Below are 18490 nucleotides of genomic sequence, written 5' to 3'. Positions count from 1 at the left end.
TTAATCACTGTTTAAAACCGAATTAAATTGAGTTTTCAATTGATTCAGTTGTGTTTTGGTCGTGGCATTAATTGCACCAGGACCGCTTGGAGTATCAATTAAAGCATTTGAAATTGTATCAATGAGATTACCAATTAATTTTCCAAAGTTCACGCTCCCTTTTTTCAGCGTCACTTTTCCTGTAGTCCCATCGATAAGGAACTCGAAAGCTCCTTTTTTGTAAGCGACACTTTCAACAGCATCCATCTTCATAACCATTAAGCCGGAAAGCTTTCCTGTTTGACTCATTAGCACGACTTCAGAGCCAATTTTAGGAGCCATAACAAATAAATCCTCGCTTTGGTTAATCGTGGCACAAAGTCGAACATCGCTAAGAACCAACTCCGAAACAAGCTTCACCGTACAGGTTGTATTTTCAACCGAAACAACCTCGGCGGTAATGGCAAGGTTCGGATTGATCCCCAAAACTTCAATTAATGCCTGTTTTAGTTTGGCTGCTTTATCCATTTACACACTTACTTTAATTCCAAGTTTAACTGTTCTTTTAAATCCACTCTCATTAATTGAAGTGGTTACAGCTTCTACATAATATTTACCGTCCTTTTCAGGATAATCTTCGTCTTTTATTTTTGCCGAGTATGTAGGCTGTACAAATGGTATTGCCCACGTGTCAATTGTTCCCTCGTACATATCGGCAGATCGTCGTATGAGTTCTGCATTGGCAATTTTGGGCAAGTCTCCTGGACTCACAGAACCCACTTTCAAAGTGATTTTTTCGCCTCCAGTGGTTCCGGTTGTGTAACTTTCAACTTTTCCCGCTACGTTGGTGCTTTCAACTATAACCTCGACTTTCCGGTCAATCGCTTTTTTGTATTCCAGAGAACTGTTTTCGATATTTCTTTGCAGGCTGTAAATTACTTCACCTCCTTTTTCTATATAAGGCGGATGTATGTGTAATTCCTTTTTTTCTGTGTTGAAATAAATATTGGCTTTTGTTTCTTCAGCTAGTTTTTTCAAGACATCATAAGCCGTGGCTTGGTGGATGACAAATTTTTCGTAATTGATAGTATAATCACAAACCAATCTATAAGACGAATCTATTTGATTTATTAAAAGCTGTGCAATTTTGGGTACCGATGTGGGTTTCAGTTCTACATCTTTCACACCTTTTCTAAACAGAAAAAGAGCATCCTCACACATAATTTTCAATGAACTGTCATTGGTTACTATATCCTGGACAAAGCCCACAAATTCCGTTTTTAATTCATAATCATAGCCCGCCTTAATAACCACTTCAGAGCCTCGTTTGACCTCGTTGCCTATATTTAAAACTTGGTTCATTACAGCTTCGGGAAGCGTAATTACAGCCGTATCGCTCAAATTGTCAACACTGCACTCAATGTCTATCGAAGCAACAGTTTGCAAGGAGTAATTCACTCCTTCTGTTTTAAATCGTATGTCCCAAATGATGTTGTACATTTTAAAATTCTTCTTTTATCAAAAGGTTATACGAATAATCACTTGTGAGCTTCAATTCATACGCCTGCACATTTTCACCTTTGGTAAATGGAAAACTATAGTCTTCCACAACAACTTTATTGATTCCTAACAATAGCAAAGGATGACAGAATATGTATATTTCTTTGGAATGCTTTAAAAACTCAAAAAGTTGGATAAGCTGATCCTTTGGAAAACAATCCTCCGGCTTTCCCTGCATAATGCTTCCAATTAAAACCCCTGTTACTGTTATATCAAAGTCTTTTCGGCTCCAACGCTCCTTGATTGTACCGATAAGGTTACCTCCTTGTTTGGCAACATTCCTCTTCACAATGTTATTACCAGACGAAATGTTGATCATTGGTTCATAAGGAAACAACCAATTTGTACCAGCACCTCCAGTAAAGGAAAAGCTTAACGGAAAGAACTGCTTTTGCTCCTCTATCGAATCCCTTGTGGTCCAATTATCCTGCAGGTTAATAGCATGTCCTTTTTGAGACAAAACATTGTTTTGGTTTTTCAAAGGCAAAAAAGGAATAACCGGCAATACGCGATTAGCTAATTCATTATTCAGAATATTTGCATTCTGAATTAAATCAACCGAACGGCTTCCCATTAAACTGGCGAATAATATATCTTGATTATCTAATGTCATATTATCTTGTGGCACTTCCTGCCATTGCTAAAGTCCTTAATAGTTCATCTATTACGCCTTCACCTGATTGTTTTGCCGTGTCTTTTCCACCACTTACATTGTCAGCTTTTAAACCAATTAATTCTTCAATTTTGATGGTAATGTAGTTGTGCTTGGTTCCACCTGTGGCTACAGATTCATTGCTCTTTTTCATCTTGTCAGAACCACCACCGCCCAAACCACTGGCACCTCCTTTTCCAAAATCGGTTCCGGGTATTCCAGGTGCTGCAATACCGTTATCAGTTTTGGCTTTCTTTTCCTTTTTCCATTTTACGGAATCGTAAGCAGCCTTAAACTCACCCGCCGCCTGCATTGCGGTGTTACCCGCTTTTTTGTACCCGTCAGTAATTGACTTTTTACGGGCTTCAACTTGGGCGTTGAGCTGTCCTATTTGCGCAGTGTTTTCAGCTTTATTGCCTAAACCAACAACATTCTTAAACTTGTACCAGGCAATCTGAATCTTATTAATACCAATCATAAACCCATTGACCAATAAGTTGAATTGCGCTTTTGCCGTTTGCACATAAGCTGTAAACAAAAGCTTTGCCCCTGTAACCGTATGTTTCCACGCATTGCCCCATCCTTCAGTCTTAGAAATCACCAAGGCAATTGTCCCCACAAGAGCTATAACACCGGCAACAATCAAAACAACTGGATTCATTGCCATAACTGCATTAAAGCCCGCTTGAACTCCTGTCCACACACTTGTAGCTCCTGAAACGATGCCAGTCCATAATGCTTGAAGCTTTGTGGCACTTGTCATAATGGAAAATAATTTTCCGCCACCCTCCAATATTGGCATTAAGTTTGAAAAGTCTCTAGCGGTATTTCCCAAGACATTGGCATAACCTAACCATCCATTGGTACCATTAAATAGCGATATTTTAAAATTATCTATCTGTGCCTGGAGACGTTTATTTTTTTCTTCCGGCGCTTTCATGATGTCCGCCGCCTGACGATACGCATCGTTAGAACCCTGCACGGATTTTGTCAAAGTGTCCATAGAATTTCTTCCTTGGATCAATGCAATGGCAGCCGCGCTATTTTCTTTTCCAAACAACTTGGTAACCAAAGCCTGATCCCCCATTACTTTGTTTAATGGATCTAAGCGTTGTTTCAAAGTTTTGCTTTTGTCGGTTAGTGCATTGACGTCAACACCTGCCGCTTTCAATTCTGCTTTTACGTCTTTTGGCAAAAAACGGCCTTCTGATAATGTGGCCAATACATTTCGTAAAGCGACACCGCCTTCAGCTCCTTTTTTTCCGGCTTTATCCAAAACCTGAATAGCTGCGTTAGTTTCAGCAAATGAGACATTGGCTGTTTTGGCAGCTAATCCTGATTGTTCCAAAGCGCTTTTAATGCTTGGAAGCTCTGCAGAACCATCGGCAGCCGCTTTCGACATAATATTCATCATTGAAGACATGTCTTTGGATGCTCTGATTGGATCATCCAGCGACACTCCATATTGATTCATAGCCGTTGTAAGAACTTCCGCAGCTGCTGCATTGTCTCCTTTCATTTGTTTGGACAACACACTAACAGAATTACCCATAGCCTGTAAAGCTTTGGGTTGTTTTGCTAATTCAGGCGTTAATTGAGAAAGCAAAAGTTTGTAGGATTCGACTCCATCCGCAGCAGAACCACCAAAGGTTTTTGCATTTTGACGGGCGTAACCCTCAATTTCTTTTAAGCCATTACCTGTGACACCTGTAATTGCTTTCAATTCGGCAAGACTAGAACTCAACTTCATTCCAGGATCATTCATGCTATTAATTCCATCAGCGGCCGCACTTACATTTTGTATGAAGGCGTTCATATTGACGGCATTTAGTCGCTTTTGAACTTTGTCAATACTTCCAAGAACGTTATTTGAAAACTTATTAAAGCTATTATTAGCCTTATCAACATTGCTGTTGATTTGAATCATATAGCTTAAAGTATTGCTCATTACAATTGGTTATTTTCTGATTTTCTGATATAGATTAATTCGGCATATTTCGAGGCCCATTCTTCGTCCGTTAAGTCATCAGGATTAAGATGGAAGTAATATCTTAATTGGGCGTTCGCTATTCTGAGCCAGTCATTTTCATTAACTGCCGATGACTCTACAGCTTTTCCAACTCGAACTTTTCAAAGGCACATATTTCGTCCAGCATTGGACAGATTCCTAAAAACAAACTATCGTTTGTCATTATTTCTTCATCTCCGTGTAACCAACAGCTTTTTAAAATTGTGGTGTTAAAATTCAAAGGATCGGTTTCGCTTGCTTTAGTGGCATAGCTAAGTTCCTGACGTGTTGGCTTTCTTAGATAACATATTTTATCAGAGGTCGCAGCTTTTAGCGCATACACATTAATATGTTCTGCTTTCCATGCAGTGATTTGTTCCGGTGTTGCTGTTTTCATTGTTTGTTGTTGTTTTTTATAAAGGCACTCCCGAAAGAGTGCCTTTTAATTATGCTTGATTCACTACTGCCAAAGCGATAAAAGGAATAGTGATTTCCATGTTTTTGTCGCCTTGTTTCATTTCTTTCGCGGCTTCCGTAAAGCTGATTCCAACGATTCTGTCCGTTGTCATGGCATCGCCAAGGCTTGGATTACCATAAGCCACAACCGCATCAACATTAAGACCTATAACAGAACCGTTACCGGCTTTCTCCAGTGCGATCAATTCCGATTGTAAAACAGTGATTTCACCTTCTACGGTTATGTTACCGGTTTGAATGCTGTGAGCGTGTCTCCCTTTGGCAAACAAGGGTTCTTTTTCGCCTTTTTCGGTGTACTTAATTCCACGGAATCCGGTTACATCTCTACCGCCTAGAACGAGCGTCATGTCACCCCATTCGTATTGTCTTGAATTAAAACTCATAACTATTGACCTGTGTTAAATCCGATTGTAAACTCCAAGAATCTTCCGTATCCGTGAGGACGTACTCCAATTCTTCCTTTGATTGTTGAATCCTGTGCAATGTTATTGGTAACATCAATCACACAATTAACTCCTGTATCATTTGCGACAGTAACGTCTGCCGAAAGTTCCCCTTTAGCAGTCATTTCCTGTGCAATTACTCGCTCTACTTCAGCTTCTAATGCTTTTGCATACGCCGCTTGTATCTTACCCTCGTTTGTCAATGGAACGGTGTCCAGGATAAAGTTGGTTAAGGTTTGGTTTGCCAAAACATACGCTTTGTCAATTACACGTCTGCGGGTCAAAAAGTGGTAATCATCCTCCAGCTCACAAGCCAGCATGTCATCGACAAAGTAGTAACCGCTTTTACCTATGTGAGTGGTTAAAGTGATAAATCCTTTGTCATAAAGGGCGCCTACATTTACCTGTTCCACAGGAATGTCAACCACATAAAATGTCAATGGTTTCAATGCACCGTCTTTTACGCGTCCTACGTTTACATGCACTTGATTTTTGGCAATTCTACCCGCCAAAACCCCTACAGCCGCACCTTTTGAGGCAGTCGCTCCAGTTCTTTTTTCAGTATCACCAATCATCACAGCAACCCTGTTATATGTTGTGTCACCAAAACCAATTAAATCAGCCGGTACCCCTGAATAATTGTAAGCCTCCAATATGAAAACTACTGGATGGGTATTGTCAACTGTGAACTGTTCTGCAATTGCCTGAGCCGCTGCACAAGTAGCAGGGAAGCCCTCTCTTAATCCAGCCTCTACGTCTGTATCGGGAACCGATGGAGCATACTTTATCGTCACAAAACGGATTCGTCTGTTTGATGATGTCAAAACCGTCTCACTTGCTGCAACTAATTCATCAAGTGTTTTTGTTTTTGCAAGGCCATAAATCCAAAGCTCCATTCCGTTTCCCGCCTCAGCATAAAACTCTTTAATGGTTTTGTGCAGTTCGTAATTCCCCGCTATCGTGGGAATGATGCCCAAAGCTTCCGCTTCGTTCAACGAATACACCGTATAAGGCGTACTCAGGGCAAAGCCTGCATTGGCAACGGCACTCGAAACAATCACATTCACCCCGTCAGGGCTAGTGGTAACGGTTCCAATGTTGCCGTTTTCAAAGGCTATATTTACATGAGGTTTTCCCATTACTCTTGAGTATTAGCTCCTTGTTGTGCTTTGGCTTTTTCAGCTACTAACAAAGGATAGATTGTGTCTTTTTTCTCGTTTTCTGATTCCAATCCCAAAGCTTTGAACAATTTCAATGCTTCTGGATATTTTGTTGTTTCCGGATCAAATTCGGCTAATGATTTTTCCAATTCTGCTTTTGCCTCATCAGCTTCGTGCTTTGGAGCATCTTCTTTAGAACCTGAATCACCTAGATTCATTCTGTCTGCTGAGGGCACAAACGGAATTGTTTTATTGATTTCCTCTTTTGGTTCGTCATCACCGTCAACATCTTCAGCAATCGTGTCAATTAAAGACGGATTAATAACCAATTCCACATTTTTGTCTTCGAGCGTTTTGGCGTGCATTTTGGCATCGTTGTCGTTGTAAAATGCTTGACCGTCCGAGGTCAGGTGAACCTGCTTTAGGTTTGGGTTTGTTTCAAAAATTTCGTGTTTTTTCATTAGATCAATTTTTTAAAGTTGTATTTAAACACCGTATAAACCACTATTAAAAGCAGTATAACCATGAATCCCCAAAAGCCCTTGATTTGCGTTTGTTGCCACCAAGTCAGTTTATTTACTTCTATGGTTTTAGTAACAGTCAGTATTTTAGCTTCGTGAGTGTTTTTATAATGGGCTAATAGTTCCCGCGCCCTGGCTTCACAATCGACCTGCAGAACATTATCAGCAATCCGAACCCTTGGGCTTTTTAATGTGCGCCCTGGTTCGGACTGGACAATGTTTTTGACGACTACCTTACCGTTTTGGCACTCTAACAATGCTTTTAGCGAAGCGCTGTCTTTTTCAATCTTGAAAACAGTATCATGTACTGTTTGAGTAATGGTCTTGGTTTCATTCTGCACCACAACCGGTTTGTTGCTCCCGCAAGAAACCAGTAACGTGGTGAGAACAAAAAACAAACAACCTAGTTTTATAAAGTTTTTCATAATCTTAAAAATCCTTTTATTGTTGATAATTTTCTAACTCTTCGACAAACTTCATAGCCTTCACGGCTTCCTTCGTCGTTGGTATTCCCTTCAATAGTGTGAACATCGGTTCCGATCACCTTTTCGACTATTCCGGTGTGGCCTAATCCTTTTCCATAATCAAGGATCATTATATCGCCCGGTTGTGGATCAGTTACCACTGAATCCTTTTCTTTGTTGTACATGGCCAATACTCCGGCTGTTTTGAAAAGCGGGTTTTCTACCCCTAAATCTTTTGCTGCCTCTTTAGTACACCAGTAGATAAATGCCATGCACCAAGCGTAACCTTTGCCAAGTCCAACGGACTTTAAATATTTTTCTACCGCTGGCCCTGCATTGCTGTTTTTTGGTATTTCTTGAACTCCCAATTGGGTGATTGCAACTTCAAGTGTTTTTTTTCCTAATGCGATCATTACCCTTTTGTAATTTTTGACTTCACATATACCGAAGCCAGTTTAATTATTTGCTCGATTTCGTCTAAGATGAGTTTTGAGAACACTCCGGACAGACCACATAAAGCGAATACTATATTCTCATTTGTTATTTTGAGATAATCTTTACAAGCAATCCCCACACATACTGAAATGAAAATCGACACGACAACCGATTTAAAAAAAGCAATCCAAGACATCTCCGTTCTCATTCTGTGAATGATGGAACCAATTGCACCCCCTAATATGTATGGGCTGAATTTTTTCATAAAATCGAATGCGTAATCGTATATTTCTTGCACAGTGATAAGTTTTAAAAAAAGGCTACTACATGTTGCAGTAGCCTTTTTGGTTATAATCTAGTTGGGGGACTAGTAAATCGCTCCGATTGCTTTTGAATCAAAAGGCATTGCAATGAAGTAATGTCTGTAATTCAATAAATTGGTTTGCGCTTCTGGGTCGTTTTTCGCTTCTTTGAAGTACTGCTTTGTCATACCTGACTTTTTAGCAATTTGACCAGTCCAGAAAGCAAATGATCCTTGACGGTCTCCTGCAGCTTTAACAGCACCATACGCTTTCTTGGCTCCTGCATTGGTGTACAATGGATTCCCATTGTATTGATACAAGGCAAAACCTGCAATTACTGGCGCAGGCATACCTGTGTTGTAATTCACCAACTTGTCTCCAAAGTTTTTACGGTCAACCAATAGATCATTCCAGTGAGCTGTTGACAACACTAAACGTCTGCCTTCTGTCGAAACTTCAGCTGCATCCAATGCGTCTTTTAAGTTCACGATGTCCTCATAAGTCAATGATGCTGGACCGCCTGCAATTCTTGGCGCACCTGTAGCGGCAATAACCGGAGTAGCAGCAGTATGGGAAGCCGGAGCAATCGCGTGAGCTGCTTTTGTGTATTTTTTGGTGTTGATCGCATTAGTATGTGATTTTGTTGCTGGATCAATAACCGCATACGACGCACCGATGATTTTATCATCAGAGATTGATGTAGGCTTGGTTTGGTATTTATCCAAACTTACCACTGTCTCATCATCTGTATAGGCTTGAACAGCCAAAGGATAAGCAGTATTATTGATTAATACATCTGGGTTGAATGAGGTACGTGGAATGTGAATCACGTTCAATTCAGAAGCGTCACCCGAACCCATTTCCAACACGTTTGTGTCAAGTTCCGGGATTCCGTCCAACCAAGGAGCTACATCTTGTGTAGTTAGGTTCTGGCGCACTCTCGCTAACCAAACCTCTGCAAAATTTGCTGGCATATTTTCTTTTTTAAATTATCCTACTATTTTTTTGTACTCTTCTGGGTTGTCGTTTTTGAACGCTAATTGCGCATCGAATGAAAGTTTTTGGAAATCTTCCATTGTTTTCACTTCGGGTGCTCCATTTCCTGTCAGTGTTTTCACTCCTGCAGAAAAGTTTTGTTTTTCAGGGATCATTGCCAAAGTTGCTTCCAACACTTCTGGCGAAGTGATACCCAACTGGACAAAAGCTTCTTTTTTGTCTGCTGGAATTTTACCTTGGGTGATAGCCAAATCAACTTTTTGTGTAGCCGCCAACTTCGTTGCAGCTTCTTGTGCATCTTTGGCAGTTTTTGCAGCCAATTCCAGCGCTTCGTTTTTTACAGTTAGGTCGTTAACCTGCTTGGAAAGTCCCAACACTTTGGCTTCGACATCCGAAACATCCAGTCCGTCCGTCGGCTGGTCCTTAAAGCCCAATGCCATCAACGTGGCTACGCTTAAAATGATTTTCTTCATGTTATCAATGTTTAGATTTAATTCGGGATTTTTAATACCAGGAATAACAGATAAAGACAGCTCTTGAATTTCTTTCTCTTCCATCGGTTTACCATCGGCGTGCATCAAGCGCACGGCATTGGCATTGGAGGGAACCGGAACAATAGACACCTCCACAAGCTCGCACTTGGTCAAAATGACTTTTCCGGCCACTACAGTAAGATTTTCCCTGTCGAAGATGATGCCCATAGAACAGGCATTGATGTAACCGCGTTCGACTTTGCCGGAAATTGCGGCTGCGTCTTTGTCTTCGGTGTCAAAATCAGGCAGACCAGTTAAAATGGAGCCGTCTTTTTTCACATCAAACCATTTCCCAATAACATTCCAATTCGAATTCCAGTGGTCGGAGAGCATAACTGGATTTTTGCTAAATCGGGTTAAGTCTATTCCTTCGGTAAGGATTGAAAAACCATAGGTGTTCTCGATGGTTTCATCATTAAAAACAAACGGCTTGATTACAGGTGGTTTTGACATCTTCTTTTTTTCGATTTATCCTGGCGTTTTATCGCCTTATGAGATGACAAAGATTAAATGGTTTGGATTCTTAAAAAATTGAAAGCTAAGAAGCCGAACGCCTGTGTTTGCAATACCTACAGAGTTGTAAAGCAAGTAAACGGGTGTTTTTTTAAAAGGCTCTAATCTTTCAACTTTGCTACAAATAGATAGTATATGGCAGTTAAAAAACAAGTTGAAAAGGACCTCGCTAAAATTCTTTTTGTGAATGATAAGCTAGACCGAAAGGAAGTATCTATTCGGGTAAATGTTACCGAAAAAACCGTTGGTAAATGGGTAACAGAGGGGGATTGGGAAAAATTAAGGGTTTCATTATTAACAACAAAAGATAATGTTCTTAAAGACTTATACAGTCAACTTGATAACCTAAACAAGGAAATCGCTACACGCCCCATTGTTCGTGATATTCCTGCTAGTTTACTTAAACCAATCAAGCTAAAAACAAGCTCTGGAGACGAAGTTTTGGAATACCCAAAAATCAATGTATTGGATTACCCGATTAAAATAGGTAACATTCCAAACACACAAGACTCTTTGGTTTCAACACAAATCACCAACAATATTAAAAAATTGGAGACCGAGACTAATATTGGCGAAACCATATCAGTTGCTAAAGCTTTGGTACTGTTTGTTAGAAGTATTGATTCGGCTTTTGCTAATCAATTGACTACTTATTGTGATGCCTACATCAAACAAAAGATGACCGATGGCTCTAAGTAGAAAAGATAAAGAACAATTATTGGCTTGGGATGCTTTTGTAGTCAATCAATATCGTGCAACTCCTGTTGATTTGAACGAAACGGCATCCGAAAAACTTAAAAGGATTGCTCATTTGGAAGCCAATCCCGAAAAGTGGTATAAGTACTATTTCCCAAACTTCTACACCTCGGAACCAGCACCATTTCACATCAATGCCACAAAGCGAATACTTGCCAATCCCGAATGGTACGAAGTCCGTTCCTGGGCGCGTGACTTATCCAAGTCCGGTAGAACTATGATGGACGTTCTTTACCTCACAATGACAAGAAAAAAGAAAACGGTTGTACTAACATCCGCCACCTATGATGATGCTGAAAGGTTGTTAAAACCATATAAAACCATTTTGGAAGTTAATGACCGATTAATAAACGATTACGGCATTCAAAAAGCTTTAAGCGGTTGGGAAGAGGGCGATTTCACCACAAGAAAAGGAATCTCGTTTAGGGCGGTTGGAGCTGGCCAGTCTCCACGTGGTACCCGTAACGATGCGGCACGTCCTGACTTGATTTTGATTGATGATATTGATACGGATATTGACTGTAATAACCCAGATACCATTGAAAAAAAATACCAGTGGATCGAAACCGCATTAATCCCGACACGTTCCATATCTGTGCCGTTGTTGATAATTGCCTGTGGTAACATCATTGCAAAGTATTGCTGTATCACCGAAATGGCTAAAAAAGCCAATATACACGACATTGTTAATATTCGGGATAAGAATGGAGTTTCGACTTGGCCACAACGAAACACGGAGGCACTTATCGATTTAGCCTTTAGAACGATGACGACTAGCGCCATTCAAAAAGAGTATTTCAATAATCCTATACGTGTTGGTAAACTATTCAAAAAAGTGCATTGGGCGAAATGTCCACCGCTTAAGAGTTGTCAACATGTTTTGGTGTATTCTGACCCTGCCACAAGTAATAAAGACAACAAAAACAGCTCACGAAAATTCACGGGTGTTATTGGATACAAAGGTGGGAACTTCTATTTGTACAAAGTATGGCTCGACAATATGACCCAACAAACATTTGTAAACAACCTTTACCATGCTCACGACTGGGTTAAGGAAAGAAAGGTAGATACTTTCAAAAATTGGATTGAAAATAACTCCTTGCAAGAACCTTTTTGGGAGCAGGTTCTAAAACCTTTAATAAAAACAGTCGGCAGGCTATTAAATAGAATTCCTTTATTCATGTCTTTAGACAAACGAAAAAAGGATGACAAATACACTCGTATTGAGGGAACATTAGAGCCAAAATACAAGCAAGGCTGTTTGTATTTCAACGAAGACGAAAAGGACAATCCACACATGCAAAGAATGGAAGAGGAATTTTTGGGAGTTGCACCAAATTCAAAAATGATGGATGGTCCCGATGGTTTTGAGGGTGGTGTTTGGATCATTGAAAACATTGCGAGCAAGGAAAACACGGAGTACGTTGTTGGCCGTATTGATAACCGTAAATATTAACTATTAACTATGAAAAGAATTACATCCTATCAAGTAGGTGTTGATGTATTGGGTTTCCCTGTTTACGCTCAACACGAGATCCACCAGGACAAACCAACCGAAACCAAATTCGAGCCTAAAAAACGATGGTTAAAGGTTATTCAATCAATCATTAAACAGCATTAATATGTTTATAGAGAAAGCAGATTTAGGCAGTGTCCTATACGAATATCAAATAGACCAAATCACAGATGGGAACGATGGTTTAGTGATGCAGGCATGTAGCGCTGCCATTGAAGAGGCTAAAAGTTATTTAACTCCCAATCCCGACAATAAACAGTGGTTAGATGGCAGGTTATTGTATGATGTTGAAACCATTTTCAGCAAAACAGGAAACGACAGGCACTCACTAATCGTTCAGCATTGTTGTACAATGGCCAAATGGTATGTAGCCGAATTATGCAATGCTGATTTCATTTACGAAAAGGCAAAAGAACGCTATGACCGTGCCGTCGATTGGTTTACCAAAGTAGCCAAAGGAACAATTAATGTTTCGTCATTGCCACAATTAGTTAGGGACGAAACAACCGCAGGGGACAAACAGCCCTTTGAATTTGGTTCAAGAGCAAAATTTAATCACGATTATTAAGATGGGAGCAATTAGAAATTTTATCAAAGACCATTTTGGACACAAAGTTGAAGTTACGGAACTGGGAGCGACCCTCACAAAAAAAGGTACAGGTTATATCCAAAATATCGTACCAAAAACCGTTAGTCAAACTCGTCAAGACATCAAGTCGTACACTAATGCCCAAAATTCAGCGCAATTGGAAGAAAATCCAAAATTCTTTCCAATTCAAAACCTGTACGATAACATCTTAAGGGATTTGCACCTGCAGTCACAGGTTAATAACAGGATGCTGAAATCATTGAGCCGTCCTTTCAGTATCAAAAATGCCGATGGCAAAACCAATGATGAACTAACTACTTTACTACAGGATAAAGGTTTTGTGTTTCAGGTCAACAAAGCTATTTTGGAAACTATTTTCAGACGTCATTCTTTGGGTGAGTTTTCATATAAATTGGTAAACAACGAGCCTGTATTAAACTTTGATTGTATCCCAAGACAGAACGTTGATCCTGTAACCGGTTATCTTTATAACGACTATACTGATGACAAAAAAATTAAGTATCGCGAACAAAAAGAGTACGGTTCCTGGTTGATTGAATTTGGAGAAAAAAACACAACTTTAGGCTTATTGGATGGTTGTGTACCTATGGTATTGTTTAAACGTTTTGCTGGAAGTTGTTGGAGTGAATTATGTGAGATTTACGGCATTCCGCCTCGTGTTATGAAAACCAACACCCAAGACAAAGTAATGGTAAACCGTGCCAAGCAAATGATGCAAGACATGGGTTCGGCTGCCTACTTTATCATTGACGATTCCGAAAGTTTTGAGTTTGCCAAAGGCGTAAACACTAATGGTGATGTCTATAAAAACTTATTACAGTTTTGTAACAACGAGTTGTCAATGGGTATCTCTGGAACAGTAGTAGGTCAAGACACCAAAAACGGCTCCAACGGCAAAGAAAAGACATCCATTGGCATTCTTGATGATTTAGTGGACAGTGATTTATCATTGATTGAACAATGTTGGCGCGATACGGTTATTCCTGCATTGCAGGCTTTAGGAATCTTGCCTCCAGGCGTAATGTACAAGTACGATGCAACCGAAGATTTGGAAGTGCTGTGGAAAATGGTAACCGAAGCGGCTAACTTTTTAGAAGTTGATCCGAAGTGGGTAGAGACTAAATTTGGTATTAAAGTGATTGGAACCAAAAAGAGTGATCCGGCCACAAAGCTATCTTTGAATTTGGGCGAAGATTTTTTCGTTTAAGCCCTGATTATTTCAGGGCATTGCACGCCCGATTAGACAGTCTTTATAGTTGCAATTGCGAAGATTGCCAAAAGCAAAACACGGTTTTGAATTTGGGCGTGAGCGACAGTTTTAAACAGCTTTTAAAGGACGGTGAAAAGGCGTTTAAACACCTGCACAAAAAAGGAAGTTATAAGCCGGAAGACCTGAAAACCGAAAAACCGTATCAAAAACTGATTCAATCCACTTTTGATGCGTTTGATTTTGCTATTAAAGACAATGACATGCCTGAAGTGATGCGTGCAGCATTGCAGGAAGATGCGAGACTGTTTGGATCACTAAAAGCCAATGCGCAACTGTTTGAAGCGTCGAAATTGTTATTAAACAACGATGGAAGATTAAAGCCATTTTCTGAAGTAAGCAAGGACTTTGACAAGCTCAATGTAAACTACAACCAAAATTATTTGGAAGCAGAATATGAGTTTGCTGTTGCCAGTTCTCAGGCTGCTGCGCAATGGGCAAATCTTGGAGACCGTTACAATTTACAGTACAGAACCGCACAGGATGAACGTGTGAGAGCTTCACATCAAGTTTTAGCAGACATAACACTCCCAAAAGAAGATGCGTTTTGGGGTTCGTTTTATCCGCCTAACGGGTGGCGCTGCCGTTGTGTGGCGGTGGAGGTTCTAAAAGGAAAGTATGACGAAAGCGATTCGGCTAAGGCAATTACTGCAGGTGAAAAAGCCACCACCGAAATTGGGAAAGACGGCAAGAACCGCCTTGAAATTTTTAGGTTTAATCCTGGCGCGCAAAAAGTAGTTTTCCCGCCGGCACATCCTTATGGCAAAGTGAAAGGGGCTAAGCAAGTTGAAAAGCAATTGAAAACTGATAAAAATAAATTTATTCCAACCGGCATTGATGATTATGAAAATAAAACAGGAGTAAAGGTAAACAGGGCAATTTTCTCTTTTCTAAAAATGGAGACTCCTTTTCATATTGTGAGTCCTGATAGAGTTGGCACAAATGGCGCTTTTTTTCATCCTGATAAAAACTATGTTGTCATACCAATTGACAAGGCTAGGCTAAAAAGCAAATGGAAAGCGGAATCAGTTGTATATCACGAATTCGGTCACGCTGCCGATTGGCAAAACGAATTTAAATTCAATAAATCGGTTACTGATTTAATGAAGAAACATAGGTCTATTTTAAGACAAGATAACGGTTACTCACAAGTTGAAAGAAAAGCTTATGAGATGGGTTACAAATCACAAATGAATGAGGATTGGGATACCGCGAATAAATGTATGGCTGTATCAGACACTATAATGTCGTTAAATTCAAACTACGGACAAGGCCACTCAAAAGCGTATTTTAAAATAAAGGGAATGTCTGAAGCTGAATTTTTAGCTCATGCTTTTGAGAATAAATTTGCGGGGAACGATGTCTTTAAAGAAATAATGCCGGAGTTGTATGATGACACAATCAAGCTAATAGAGGAACTGAAAACTAAACTAAAATAATGTCTTCAATGGTGTATTCATCAACTAACACATCGCTGTTTAAAATTTCAGATTTTAGCGTTAATGTTTTTGATTCTTTGTGGGCAGATTCTAATAAGGGAAATAAGTCCTTACCTAAATGAAGAAAAAGAGACATCAAAAATTGTGCGTATTCATCAGCCGTAGAGCCTGAATAATCACGTTTTACAACCAAAGCGTTATATATGTCTTTTCCTTCCATAAAAACAAAATTACTAAATGTAATTTGAATAACAACATCTTAAGTTTAAAAATATGAATCCAAACGATTTTGTAAAAAACATTCTTTCGGACGTTCGGGTGGATTTAACGGAGGAGTTCGACAGGAATTTCGAGCGTAAAGCTTTCTTTGACAAGAAGTGGCGTGGTACCAACTTACCTAATCAAAGAGGTTCGTTGTTGATGCGTTCCGGTAAACTTAGGCGCTCCGTTATGTCGAAACAAACCGGAACATCGGTCTCCTGGTCCAGTGCTTTACCTTATGCCAGCATCAATAACAATGGCGGTGAAATTGAAGTAACCGCCAAAATGAAAAGCTTTTTTTGGGCTATGTATTACAAAGCGACAGGTGCAGCAGGAAAAGGGAAAAGCGAACGGAGCAAAAGGCTTTCTGCGGAGGCACAGCAATGGAAAAATTTAGCTTTAATGAAAGTCGGCCAAAAAATGAAGATTGAACAAAGGCAGTTTATTGGCGACCATCCTGTGGTTAGACAACGAATTGAAGATGTGATAGGCATCAACTTTAAGGAATTAGAAACGTATTATTACAACCAACTCAAACAAAGATGAAACCTTTTTTAGAAGCAATTCAAACCAAACTAGCCACCATACCGGCTTTAAAATACATTGACGAAGATTCGGGACAAATGGACAGTTACAGCCCCAATCCGCCTGCTAAATTCCCATGTGCTTTAATCGACATTACTGCGATGAATTTTAGCAACATTGGAAAAGACAATACTGCTGATCCAATTAACCGTCAAACAGGTGAAGGAACCGTAACCTTTATCATAGGCAACATGAAGTTAAGCAACACCAGCCAACGTGCGCCGCAATCACAAAAAGATAACGCCTGGAGCATTTGGACCATTATTGATGATTTACATAAAGCGGTACACGGATGGAAACCAATTGCGGAATCAGGGGCATTGATGCGAACCAGCCACAAAAGAATTAGGCGGGATGATGGAATTCAGGAATACCAAATAACATATTCCGTCGGATTTGCGAACGTCTAACTAAACAATTGCGTTTGACGTGCTTTCAACTGATTTTGTTTCTCAATTGCTGCCTCAACTTCTTTTAATTCAGTAGTTATTGAAGTACAAAGAATCTCGTATAAAGTAGTACGGGAAATAGGATAAATTGGAGCTATGTATATTTCCAAAATCTTAGTCGTTGGCGTATAAGGATGCTCTTGTACACTTTTTTGGTACAACTCCTTGATAAGCTTGTATCTTAACAGCTTATTTCTTTGAACACCAAGACTACGATTTAGGGTTACGGACATAAGACAAATGTAAGAAAGTTACTTTTTTTGTGCAACACGACTTTTTTGGACATAAAAAAACCGCTCGATTTGAGCGGTTTTTGTTTTATTACTAATTAAGGATGGACTTTAAAATAGTCATAAAGATTCGAGTTGTTAGTGAGCGTCCAAATCTCACCTTGTTTTTCAAGTTTGTAACGAATACCTACAGCTTTATGAACTAATTCTCTATTATTATAATCATTTAAAGTTTGTTCCAATTGGACATCTGGTCTAAATGTTTTTTGCCAAGTGGGAAATAAGTCCAAATATTTACCTGAAACATCCCTAAACCTATACTTCTTAATTCCTTTTATTTCAAGGTCTTTATTTTCACCCTCAAAATACAATCCAAAATCAACATATAAGCATTTATCACAGCTTTCAATACCTTTTATAATTTTTTCTTTTAAATCGGAAGGTATAGAAGAATCGATATATTTTACACTACAATATCCTTTCTTTTCATCTTCTATTGTCTTTACAAATTCCCATTTCGTTTTACCGGAATTAGCAACTTGATCAGCAAACGCCCTAACAGCGTTTTGATCTAACTTTTCCAGTGAAATAATAAAGTCTTTATTTGGATGGTCAAATATACTTGCTTTTCTGTCTTTTTCGTCTTGAATGGCTTTTCGTTCAGCCTCTCGTTGATTAACTCCCGCCATAATTACTTCAACATTCGTTTGTTGTGCCTGAGTAATAAAGCAGATAATAAGTGCAATAAACAATAATAGTTTTTTCATCGTTGTCATTTTAAGTTATTCAAATGTAGTATTTTTATTAATACCTCAAATCCGTCCAGTGAATAATTTTACCCGTGAAATCCTTATCGAAGTAAGCAAAGAAATCTTCAATAGTGTCGAAGCCGTCGTTTTGGGCTAAGTGTAGCATTTTATAGTTGCCTTCTAGCGAGAAATCTTGCATATACAAGCATTTATCATCGATAAAAACCATTGCTTTGTTTGTTTTGGTGTAGGTAATGAGAATCTTTTGAGTACTCACCACCGGCAGAACCGGAGCAAACCGAAACATAGTTGGTTGACGGCAATTGATAAAGAAATCAATTTTGTTTCCTTCTTTCCATCGGCCGTTTTTATCTTCCCGGATGGTGTGGAGTTTTGGTTTTGGTTTTTCCCATGTTAATAATCCTTTCTGTCCACATTCAATATACTCTTTCGGAAAGGTGAACTGGCAACTTCCTTTTAAATCAGAAGCGTAAAATTTACTCTCAATTCCCTGCCAAATTTTAGATACAAAATTGGTAGGCTTTCCGTTGATCTGTGTGCTAAATGGTAGTATCATAGTTATCG

General features: G+C 39.4%; 25 protein-coding genes. 8 read left to right on the top strand and 17 right to left on the bottom strand.

The features are described 5' to 3' along the window. The 13 genes from EM308_RS04115 to EM308_RS04055 form a co-directional block, all read right to left on the bottom strand. The gene (locus EM308_RS04115) at nt 1-507 is read right to left on the bottom strand and encodes a hypothetical protein (RefSeq protein ID WP_035635907.1); all 507 of its coding nucleotides are present in this window, start codon (nt 505-507) and stop codon (nt 1-3) included. Further along, the gene (locus tag EM308_RS04110; RefSeq protein ID WP_035635910.1) at nt 508-1479 is read right to left on the bottom strand and encodes a hypothetical protein; all 972 of its coding nucleotides are present in this window, start codon (nt 1477-1479) and stop codon (nt 508-510) included. It abuts the gene before it with no gap. A 1-nt stretch (nt 1480) separates the two neighbouring features. Beyond that, nucleotides 1481-2152, bottom strand: a complete 672-nt coding sequence (locus EM308_RS04105) for a DUF6046 domain-containing protein (RefSeq protein ID WP_051877718.1) — start codon at nt 2150-2152, stop codon at nt 1481-1483. A gap of 1 nt (nt 2153) precedes the next feature. Further along, nucleotides 2154-4139 carry a phage tail tape measure protein gene (locus tag EM308_RS04100; RefSeq protein WP_081907241.1) on the bottom strand — a complete coding sequence of 662 codons (1986 nt, stop codon included), beginning with the start codon at nt 4137-4139 and terminating at the stop codon, nt 2154-2156. A 157-nt stretch (nt 4140-4296) separates the two neighbouring features. Then, on the bottom strand, nt 4297-4596 hold the full coding sequence (locus EM308_RS04095) for a hypothetical protein (RefSeq protein ID WP_035635913.1): 300 nt from the start codon (nt 4594-4596) through the stop codon (nt 4297-4299). Nucleotides 4597-4645: 49 nt separating this feature from the next. Further along, the gene (locus tag EM308_RS04090) at nt 4646-5059 is read right to left on the bottom strand and encodes a hypothetical protein (protein WP_035635916.1); all 414 of its coding nucleotides are present in this window, start codon (nt 5057-5059) and stop codon (nt 4646-4648) included. 2 nt (nt 5060-5061) lie between these two features. Next, nucleotides 5062-6258: a DUF2586 family protein gene (locus EM308_RS04085; protein ID WP_035635920.1), complete on the bottom strand. Its 1197-nt coding sequence runs from the start codon at nt 6256-6258 to the stop codon at nt 5062-5064. Then, nucleotides 6258-6740, bottom strand: coding sequence for a hypothetical protein (locus EM308_RS04080; protein ID WP_035635923.1), 483 nt, complete (start codon nt 6738-6740; stop codon nt 6258-6260). The genes EM308_RS04085 and EM308_RS04080 overlap by 1 nt, the downstream gene beginning before the upstream one ends. Then, nucleotides 6740-7225: a hypothetical protein gene (locus EM308_RS04075; protein WP_035635926.1), complete on the bottom strand. Its 486-nt coding sequence runs from the start codon at nt 7223-7225 to the stop codon at nt 6740-6742. The genes EM308_RS04080 and EM308_RS04075 overlap by 1 nt, the downstream gene beginning before the upstream one ends. Further along, a complete protein-coding gene (locus EM308_RS04070; protein WP_035635929.1) occupies nt 7222-7677 on the bottom strand; it encodes a CHAP domain-containing protein in 456 nt (151 codons plus the stop codon). The genes EM308_RS04075 and EM308_RS04070 overlap by 4 nt, the downstream gene beginning before the upstream one ends. Next, complete coding sequence (locus EM308_RS04065) at nt 7677-7997, bottom strand: phage holin family protein (protein ID WP_035635932.1); 321 nt, start codon at nt 7995-7997, stop codon at nt 7677-7679. Before EM308_RS04065 ends, EM308_RS04070 begins: the two co-directional genes overlap by 1 nt. A gap of 69 nt (nt 7998-8066) precedes the next feature. Continuing rightward, on the bottom strand, nt 8067-8975 hold the full coding sequence (locus EM308_RS04060; RefSeq protein WP_035635935.1) for a phage major capsid protein: 909 nt from the start codon (nt 8973-8975) through the stop codon (nt 8067-8069). A gap of 15 nt (nt 8976-8990) precedes the next feature. After that, nucleotides 8991-9983, bottom strand: coding sequence for an HK97 family phage prohead protease (locus EM308_RS04055; RefSeq protein ID WP_035635938.1), 993 nt, complete (start codon nt 9981-9983; stop codon nt 8991-8993). Between the two features lie 195 nt (nt 9984-10178). Between EM308_RS04055 and EM308_RS04050 the strand changes: the two genes are divergently transcribed. The 6 genes from EM308_RS04050 to EM308_RS04030 are packed head-to-tail and all read left to right on the top strand — an operon-like array spanning nt 10179 to nt 15631. Continuing rightward, nucleotides 10179-10742 (top strand): hypothetical protein, encoded by a 564-nt coding sequence (locus EM308_RS04050; protein ID WP_051877720.1) that lies wholly within the window; start codon nt 10179-10181, stop codon nt 10740-10742. Next, nucleotides 10729-12255: a hypothetical protein gene (locus EM308_RS04045; RefSeq protein WP_035635940.1), complete on the top strand. Its 1527-nt coding sequence runs from the start codon at nt 10729-10731 to the stop codon at nt 12253-12255. The genes EM308_RS04050 and EM308_RS04045 overlap by 14 nt, the downstream gene beginning before the upstream one ends. A gap of 9 nt (nt 12256-12264) precedes the next feature. Continuing rightward, on the top strand, nt 12265-12420 hold the full coding sequence (locus tag EM308_RS18005; protein WP_156101329.1) for a hypothetical protein: 156 nt from the start codon (nt 12265-12267) through the stop codon (nt 12418-12420). 1 nt (nt 12421) lies between these two features. After that, nucleotides 12422-12883: a phage protein Gp36 family protein gene (locus EM308_RS04040; RefSeq protein WP_035635942.1), complete on the top strand. Its 462-nt coding sequence runs from the start codon at nt 12422-12424 to the stop codon at nt 12881-12883. 1 nt (nt 12884) lies between these two features. Continuing rightward, nucleotides 12885-14132, top strand: a complete 1248-nt coding sequence (locus EM308_RS04035; protein WP_051877721.1) for a phage portal protein family protein — start codon at nt 12885-12887, stop codon at nt 14130-14132. 20 nt (nt 14133-14152) lie between these two features. Then, a complete protein-coding gene (locus EM308_RS04030; RefSeq protein ID WP_051877722.1) occupies nt 14153-15631 on the top strand; it encodes a phage head morphogenesis protein in 1479 nt (492 codons plus the stop codon). Here the strand turns inward: EM308_RS04030 and EM308_RS04025 are convergent. Then, entirely contained in the window at nt 15618-15851 is a 234-nt protein-coding gene (locus tag EM308_RS04025) for a hypothetical protein (RefSeq protein ID WP_035635943.1), read from the bottom strand. The two genes, EM308_RS04030 and EM308_RS04025, sit on opposite strands and share 14 nt — an antisense overlap. Nucleotides 15852-15904: 53 nt before the next feature. On the opposite strand from EM308_RS04025, the gene EM308_RS04020 reads away from it, so the two are divergent. Both EM308_RS04020 and EM308_RS04015 read left to right on the top strand, forming a co-directional pair. Continuing rightward, complete coding sequence (locus tag EM308_RS04020) at nt 15905-16438, top strand: hypothetical protein (protein ID WP_035635945.1); 534 nt, start codon at nt 15905-15907, stop codon at nt 16436-16438. Beyond that, nucleotides 16435-16887, top strand: a complete 453-nt coding sequence (locus tag EM308_RS04015; RefSeq protein ID WP_035635947.1) for a hypothetical protein — start codon at nt 16435-16437, stop codon at nt 16885-16887. The genes EM308_RS04020 and EM308_RS04015 overlap by 4 nt, the downstream gene beginning before the upstream one ends. On the opposite strand, the gene EM308_RS04010 is transcribed toward EM308_RS04015, so the two are convergent. From EM308_RS04010 to EM308_RS04000, 3 genes are all read right to left on the bottom strand, one after another. Continuing rightward, nucleotides 16884-17159, bottom strand: a complete 276-nt coding sequence (locus tag EM308_RS04010) for a hypothetical protein (RefSeq protein ID WP_035635949.1) — start codon at nt 17157-17159, stop codon at nt 16884-16886. The genes EM308_RS04015 and EM308_RS04010 overlap by 4 nt on opposite strands. A gap of 95 nt (nt 17160-17254) precedes the next feature. Further along, nucleotides 17255-17923: a hypothetical protein gene (locus EM308_RS04005; RefSeq protein ID WP_035635951.1), complete on the bottom strand. Its 669-nt coding sequence runs from the start codon at nt 17921-17923 to the stop codon at nt 17255-17257. A 37-nt stretch (nt 17924-17960) separates the two neighbouring features. Continuing rightward, nucleotides 17961-18482 carry a hypothetical protein gene (locus tag EM308_RS04000; RefSeq protein WP_035635953.1) on the bottom strand — a complete coding sequence of 174 codons (522 nt, stop codon included), beginning with the start codon at nt 18480-18482 and terminating at the stop codon, nt 17961-17963. Nucleotides 18483-18490: the final 8 nt, after the last annotated feature.

The organism is Flavobacterium gilvum, assembly GCF_001761465.1.
In the GTDB taxonomy this organism is placed as follows: Bacteria; Bacteroidota; Bacteroidia; order Flavobacteriales; family Flavobacteriaceae; genus Flavobacterium; species Flavobacterium gilvum.
This window is presented reverse-complemented; position numbering and strand designations above follow the sequence as displayed.

Bases quoted from the DNA above. Each gene is read 5' to 3' on its own strand.
- EM308_RS04115 (WP_035635907.1), bottom strand. From the start codon at position 507: ATGGATAAAGCAGCCAAACTAAAACAGGCATTAATTGAAGTTTTGGGG.
- EM308_RS04110 (WP_035635910.1), bottom strand. From the start codon at position 1,479: ATGTACAACATCATTTGGGACATACGATTTAAAACAGAAGGAGTGAAT.
- EM308_RS04105 (WP_051877718.1), bottom strand. From the start codon at position 2,152: ATGACATTAGATAATCAAGATATATTATTCGCCAGTTTAATGGGAAGC.
- EM308_RS04100 (WP_081907241.1), bottom strand. From the start codon at position 4,139: ATGAGCAATACTTTAAGCTATATGATTCAAATCAACAGCAATGTTGAT.
- EM308_RS04095 (WP_035635913.1), bottom strand. From the start codon at position 4,596: ATGAAAACAGCAACACCGGAACAAATCACTGCATGGAAAGCAGAACAT.
- EM308_RS04090 (WP_035635916.1), bottom strand. From the start codon at position 5,059: ATGAGTTTTAATTCAAGACAATACGAATGGGGTGACATGACGCTCGTT.
- EM308_RS04085 (WP_035635920.1), bottom strand. From the start codon at position 6,258: ATGGGAAAACCTCATGTAAATATAGCCTTTGAAAACGGCAACATTGGA.
- EM308_RS04080 (WP_035635923.1), bottom strand. From the start codon at position 6,740: ATGAAAAAACACGAAATTTTTGAAACAAACCCAAACCTAAAGCAGGTT.
- EM308_RS04075 (WP_035635926.1), bottom strand. From the start codon at position 7,225: ATGAAAAACTTTATAAAACTAGGTTGTTTGTTTTTTGTTCTCACCACG.
- EM308_RS04070 (WP_035635929.1), bottom strand. From the start codon at position 7,677: ATGATCGCATTAGGAAAAAAAACACTTGAAGTTGCAATCACCCAATTG.
- EM308_RS04060 (WP_035635935.1), bottom strand. From the start codon at position 8,975: ATGCCAGCAAATTTTGCAGAGGTTTGGTTAGCGAGAGTGCGCCAGAAC.
- EM308_RS04055 (WP_035635938.1), bottom strand. From the start codon at position 9,983: ATGTCAAAACCACCTGTAATCAAGCCGTTTGTTTTTAATGATGAAACC.
- EM308_RS04050 (WP_051877720.1), top strand. From the start codon at position 10,179: ATGGCAGTTAAAAAACAAGTTGAAAAGGACCTCGCTAAAATTCTTTTT.
- EM308_RS04045 (WP_035635940.1), top strand. From the start codon at position 10,729: ATGGCTCTAAGTAGAAAAGATAAAGAACAATTATTGGCTTGGGATGCT.
- EM308_RS18005 (WP_156101329.1), top strand. From the start codon at position 12,265: ATGAAAAGAATTACATCCTATCAAGTAGGTGTTGATGTATTGGGTTTC.
- EM308_RS04040 (WP_035635942.1), top strand. From the start codon at position 12,422: ATGTTTATAGAGAAAGCAGATTTAGGCAGTGTCCTATACGAATATCAA.
- EM308_RS04035 (WP_051877721.1), top strand. From the start codon at position 12,885: ATGGGAGCAATTAGAAATTTTATCAAAGACCATTTTGGACACAAAGTT.
- EM308_RS04025 (WP_035635943.1), bottom strand. From the start codon at position 15,851: ATGGAAGGAAAAGACATATATAACGCTTTGGTTGTAAAACGTGATTAT.
- EM308_RS04020 (WP_035635945.1), top strand. From the start codon at position 15,905: ATGAATCCAAACGATTTTGTAAAAAACATTCTTTCGGACGTTCGGGTG.
- EM308_RS04015 (WP_035635947.1), top strand. From the start codon at position 16,435: ATGAAACCTTTTTTAGAAGCAATTCAAACCAAACTAGCCACCATACCG.
- EM308_RS04010 (WP_035635949.1), bottom strand. From the start codon at position 17,159: ATGTCCGTAACCCTAAATCGTAGTCTTGGTGTTCAAAGAAATAAGCTG.
- EM308_RS04005 (WP_035635951.1), bottom strand. From the start codon at position 17,923: ATGAAAAAACTATTATTGTTTATTGCACTTATTATCTGCTTTATTACT.
- EM308_RS04000 (WP_035635953.1), bottom strand. From the start codon at position 18,482: ATGATACTACCATTTAGCACACAGATCAACGGAAAGCCTACCAATTTT.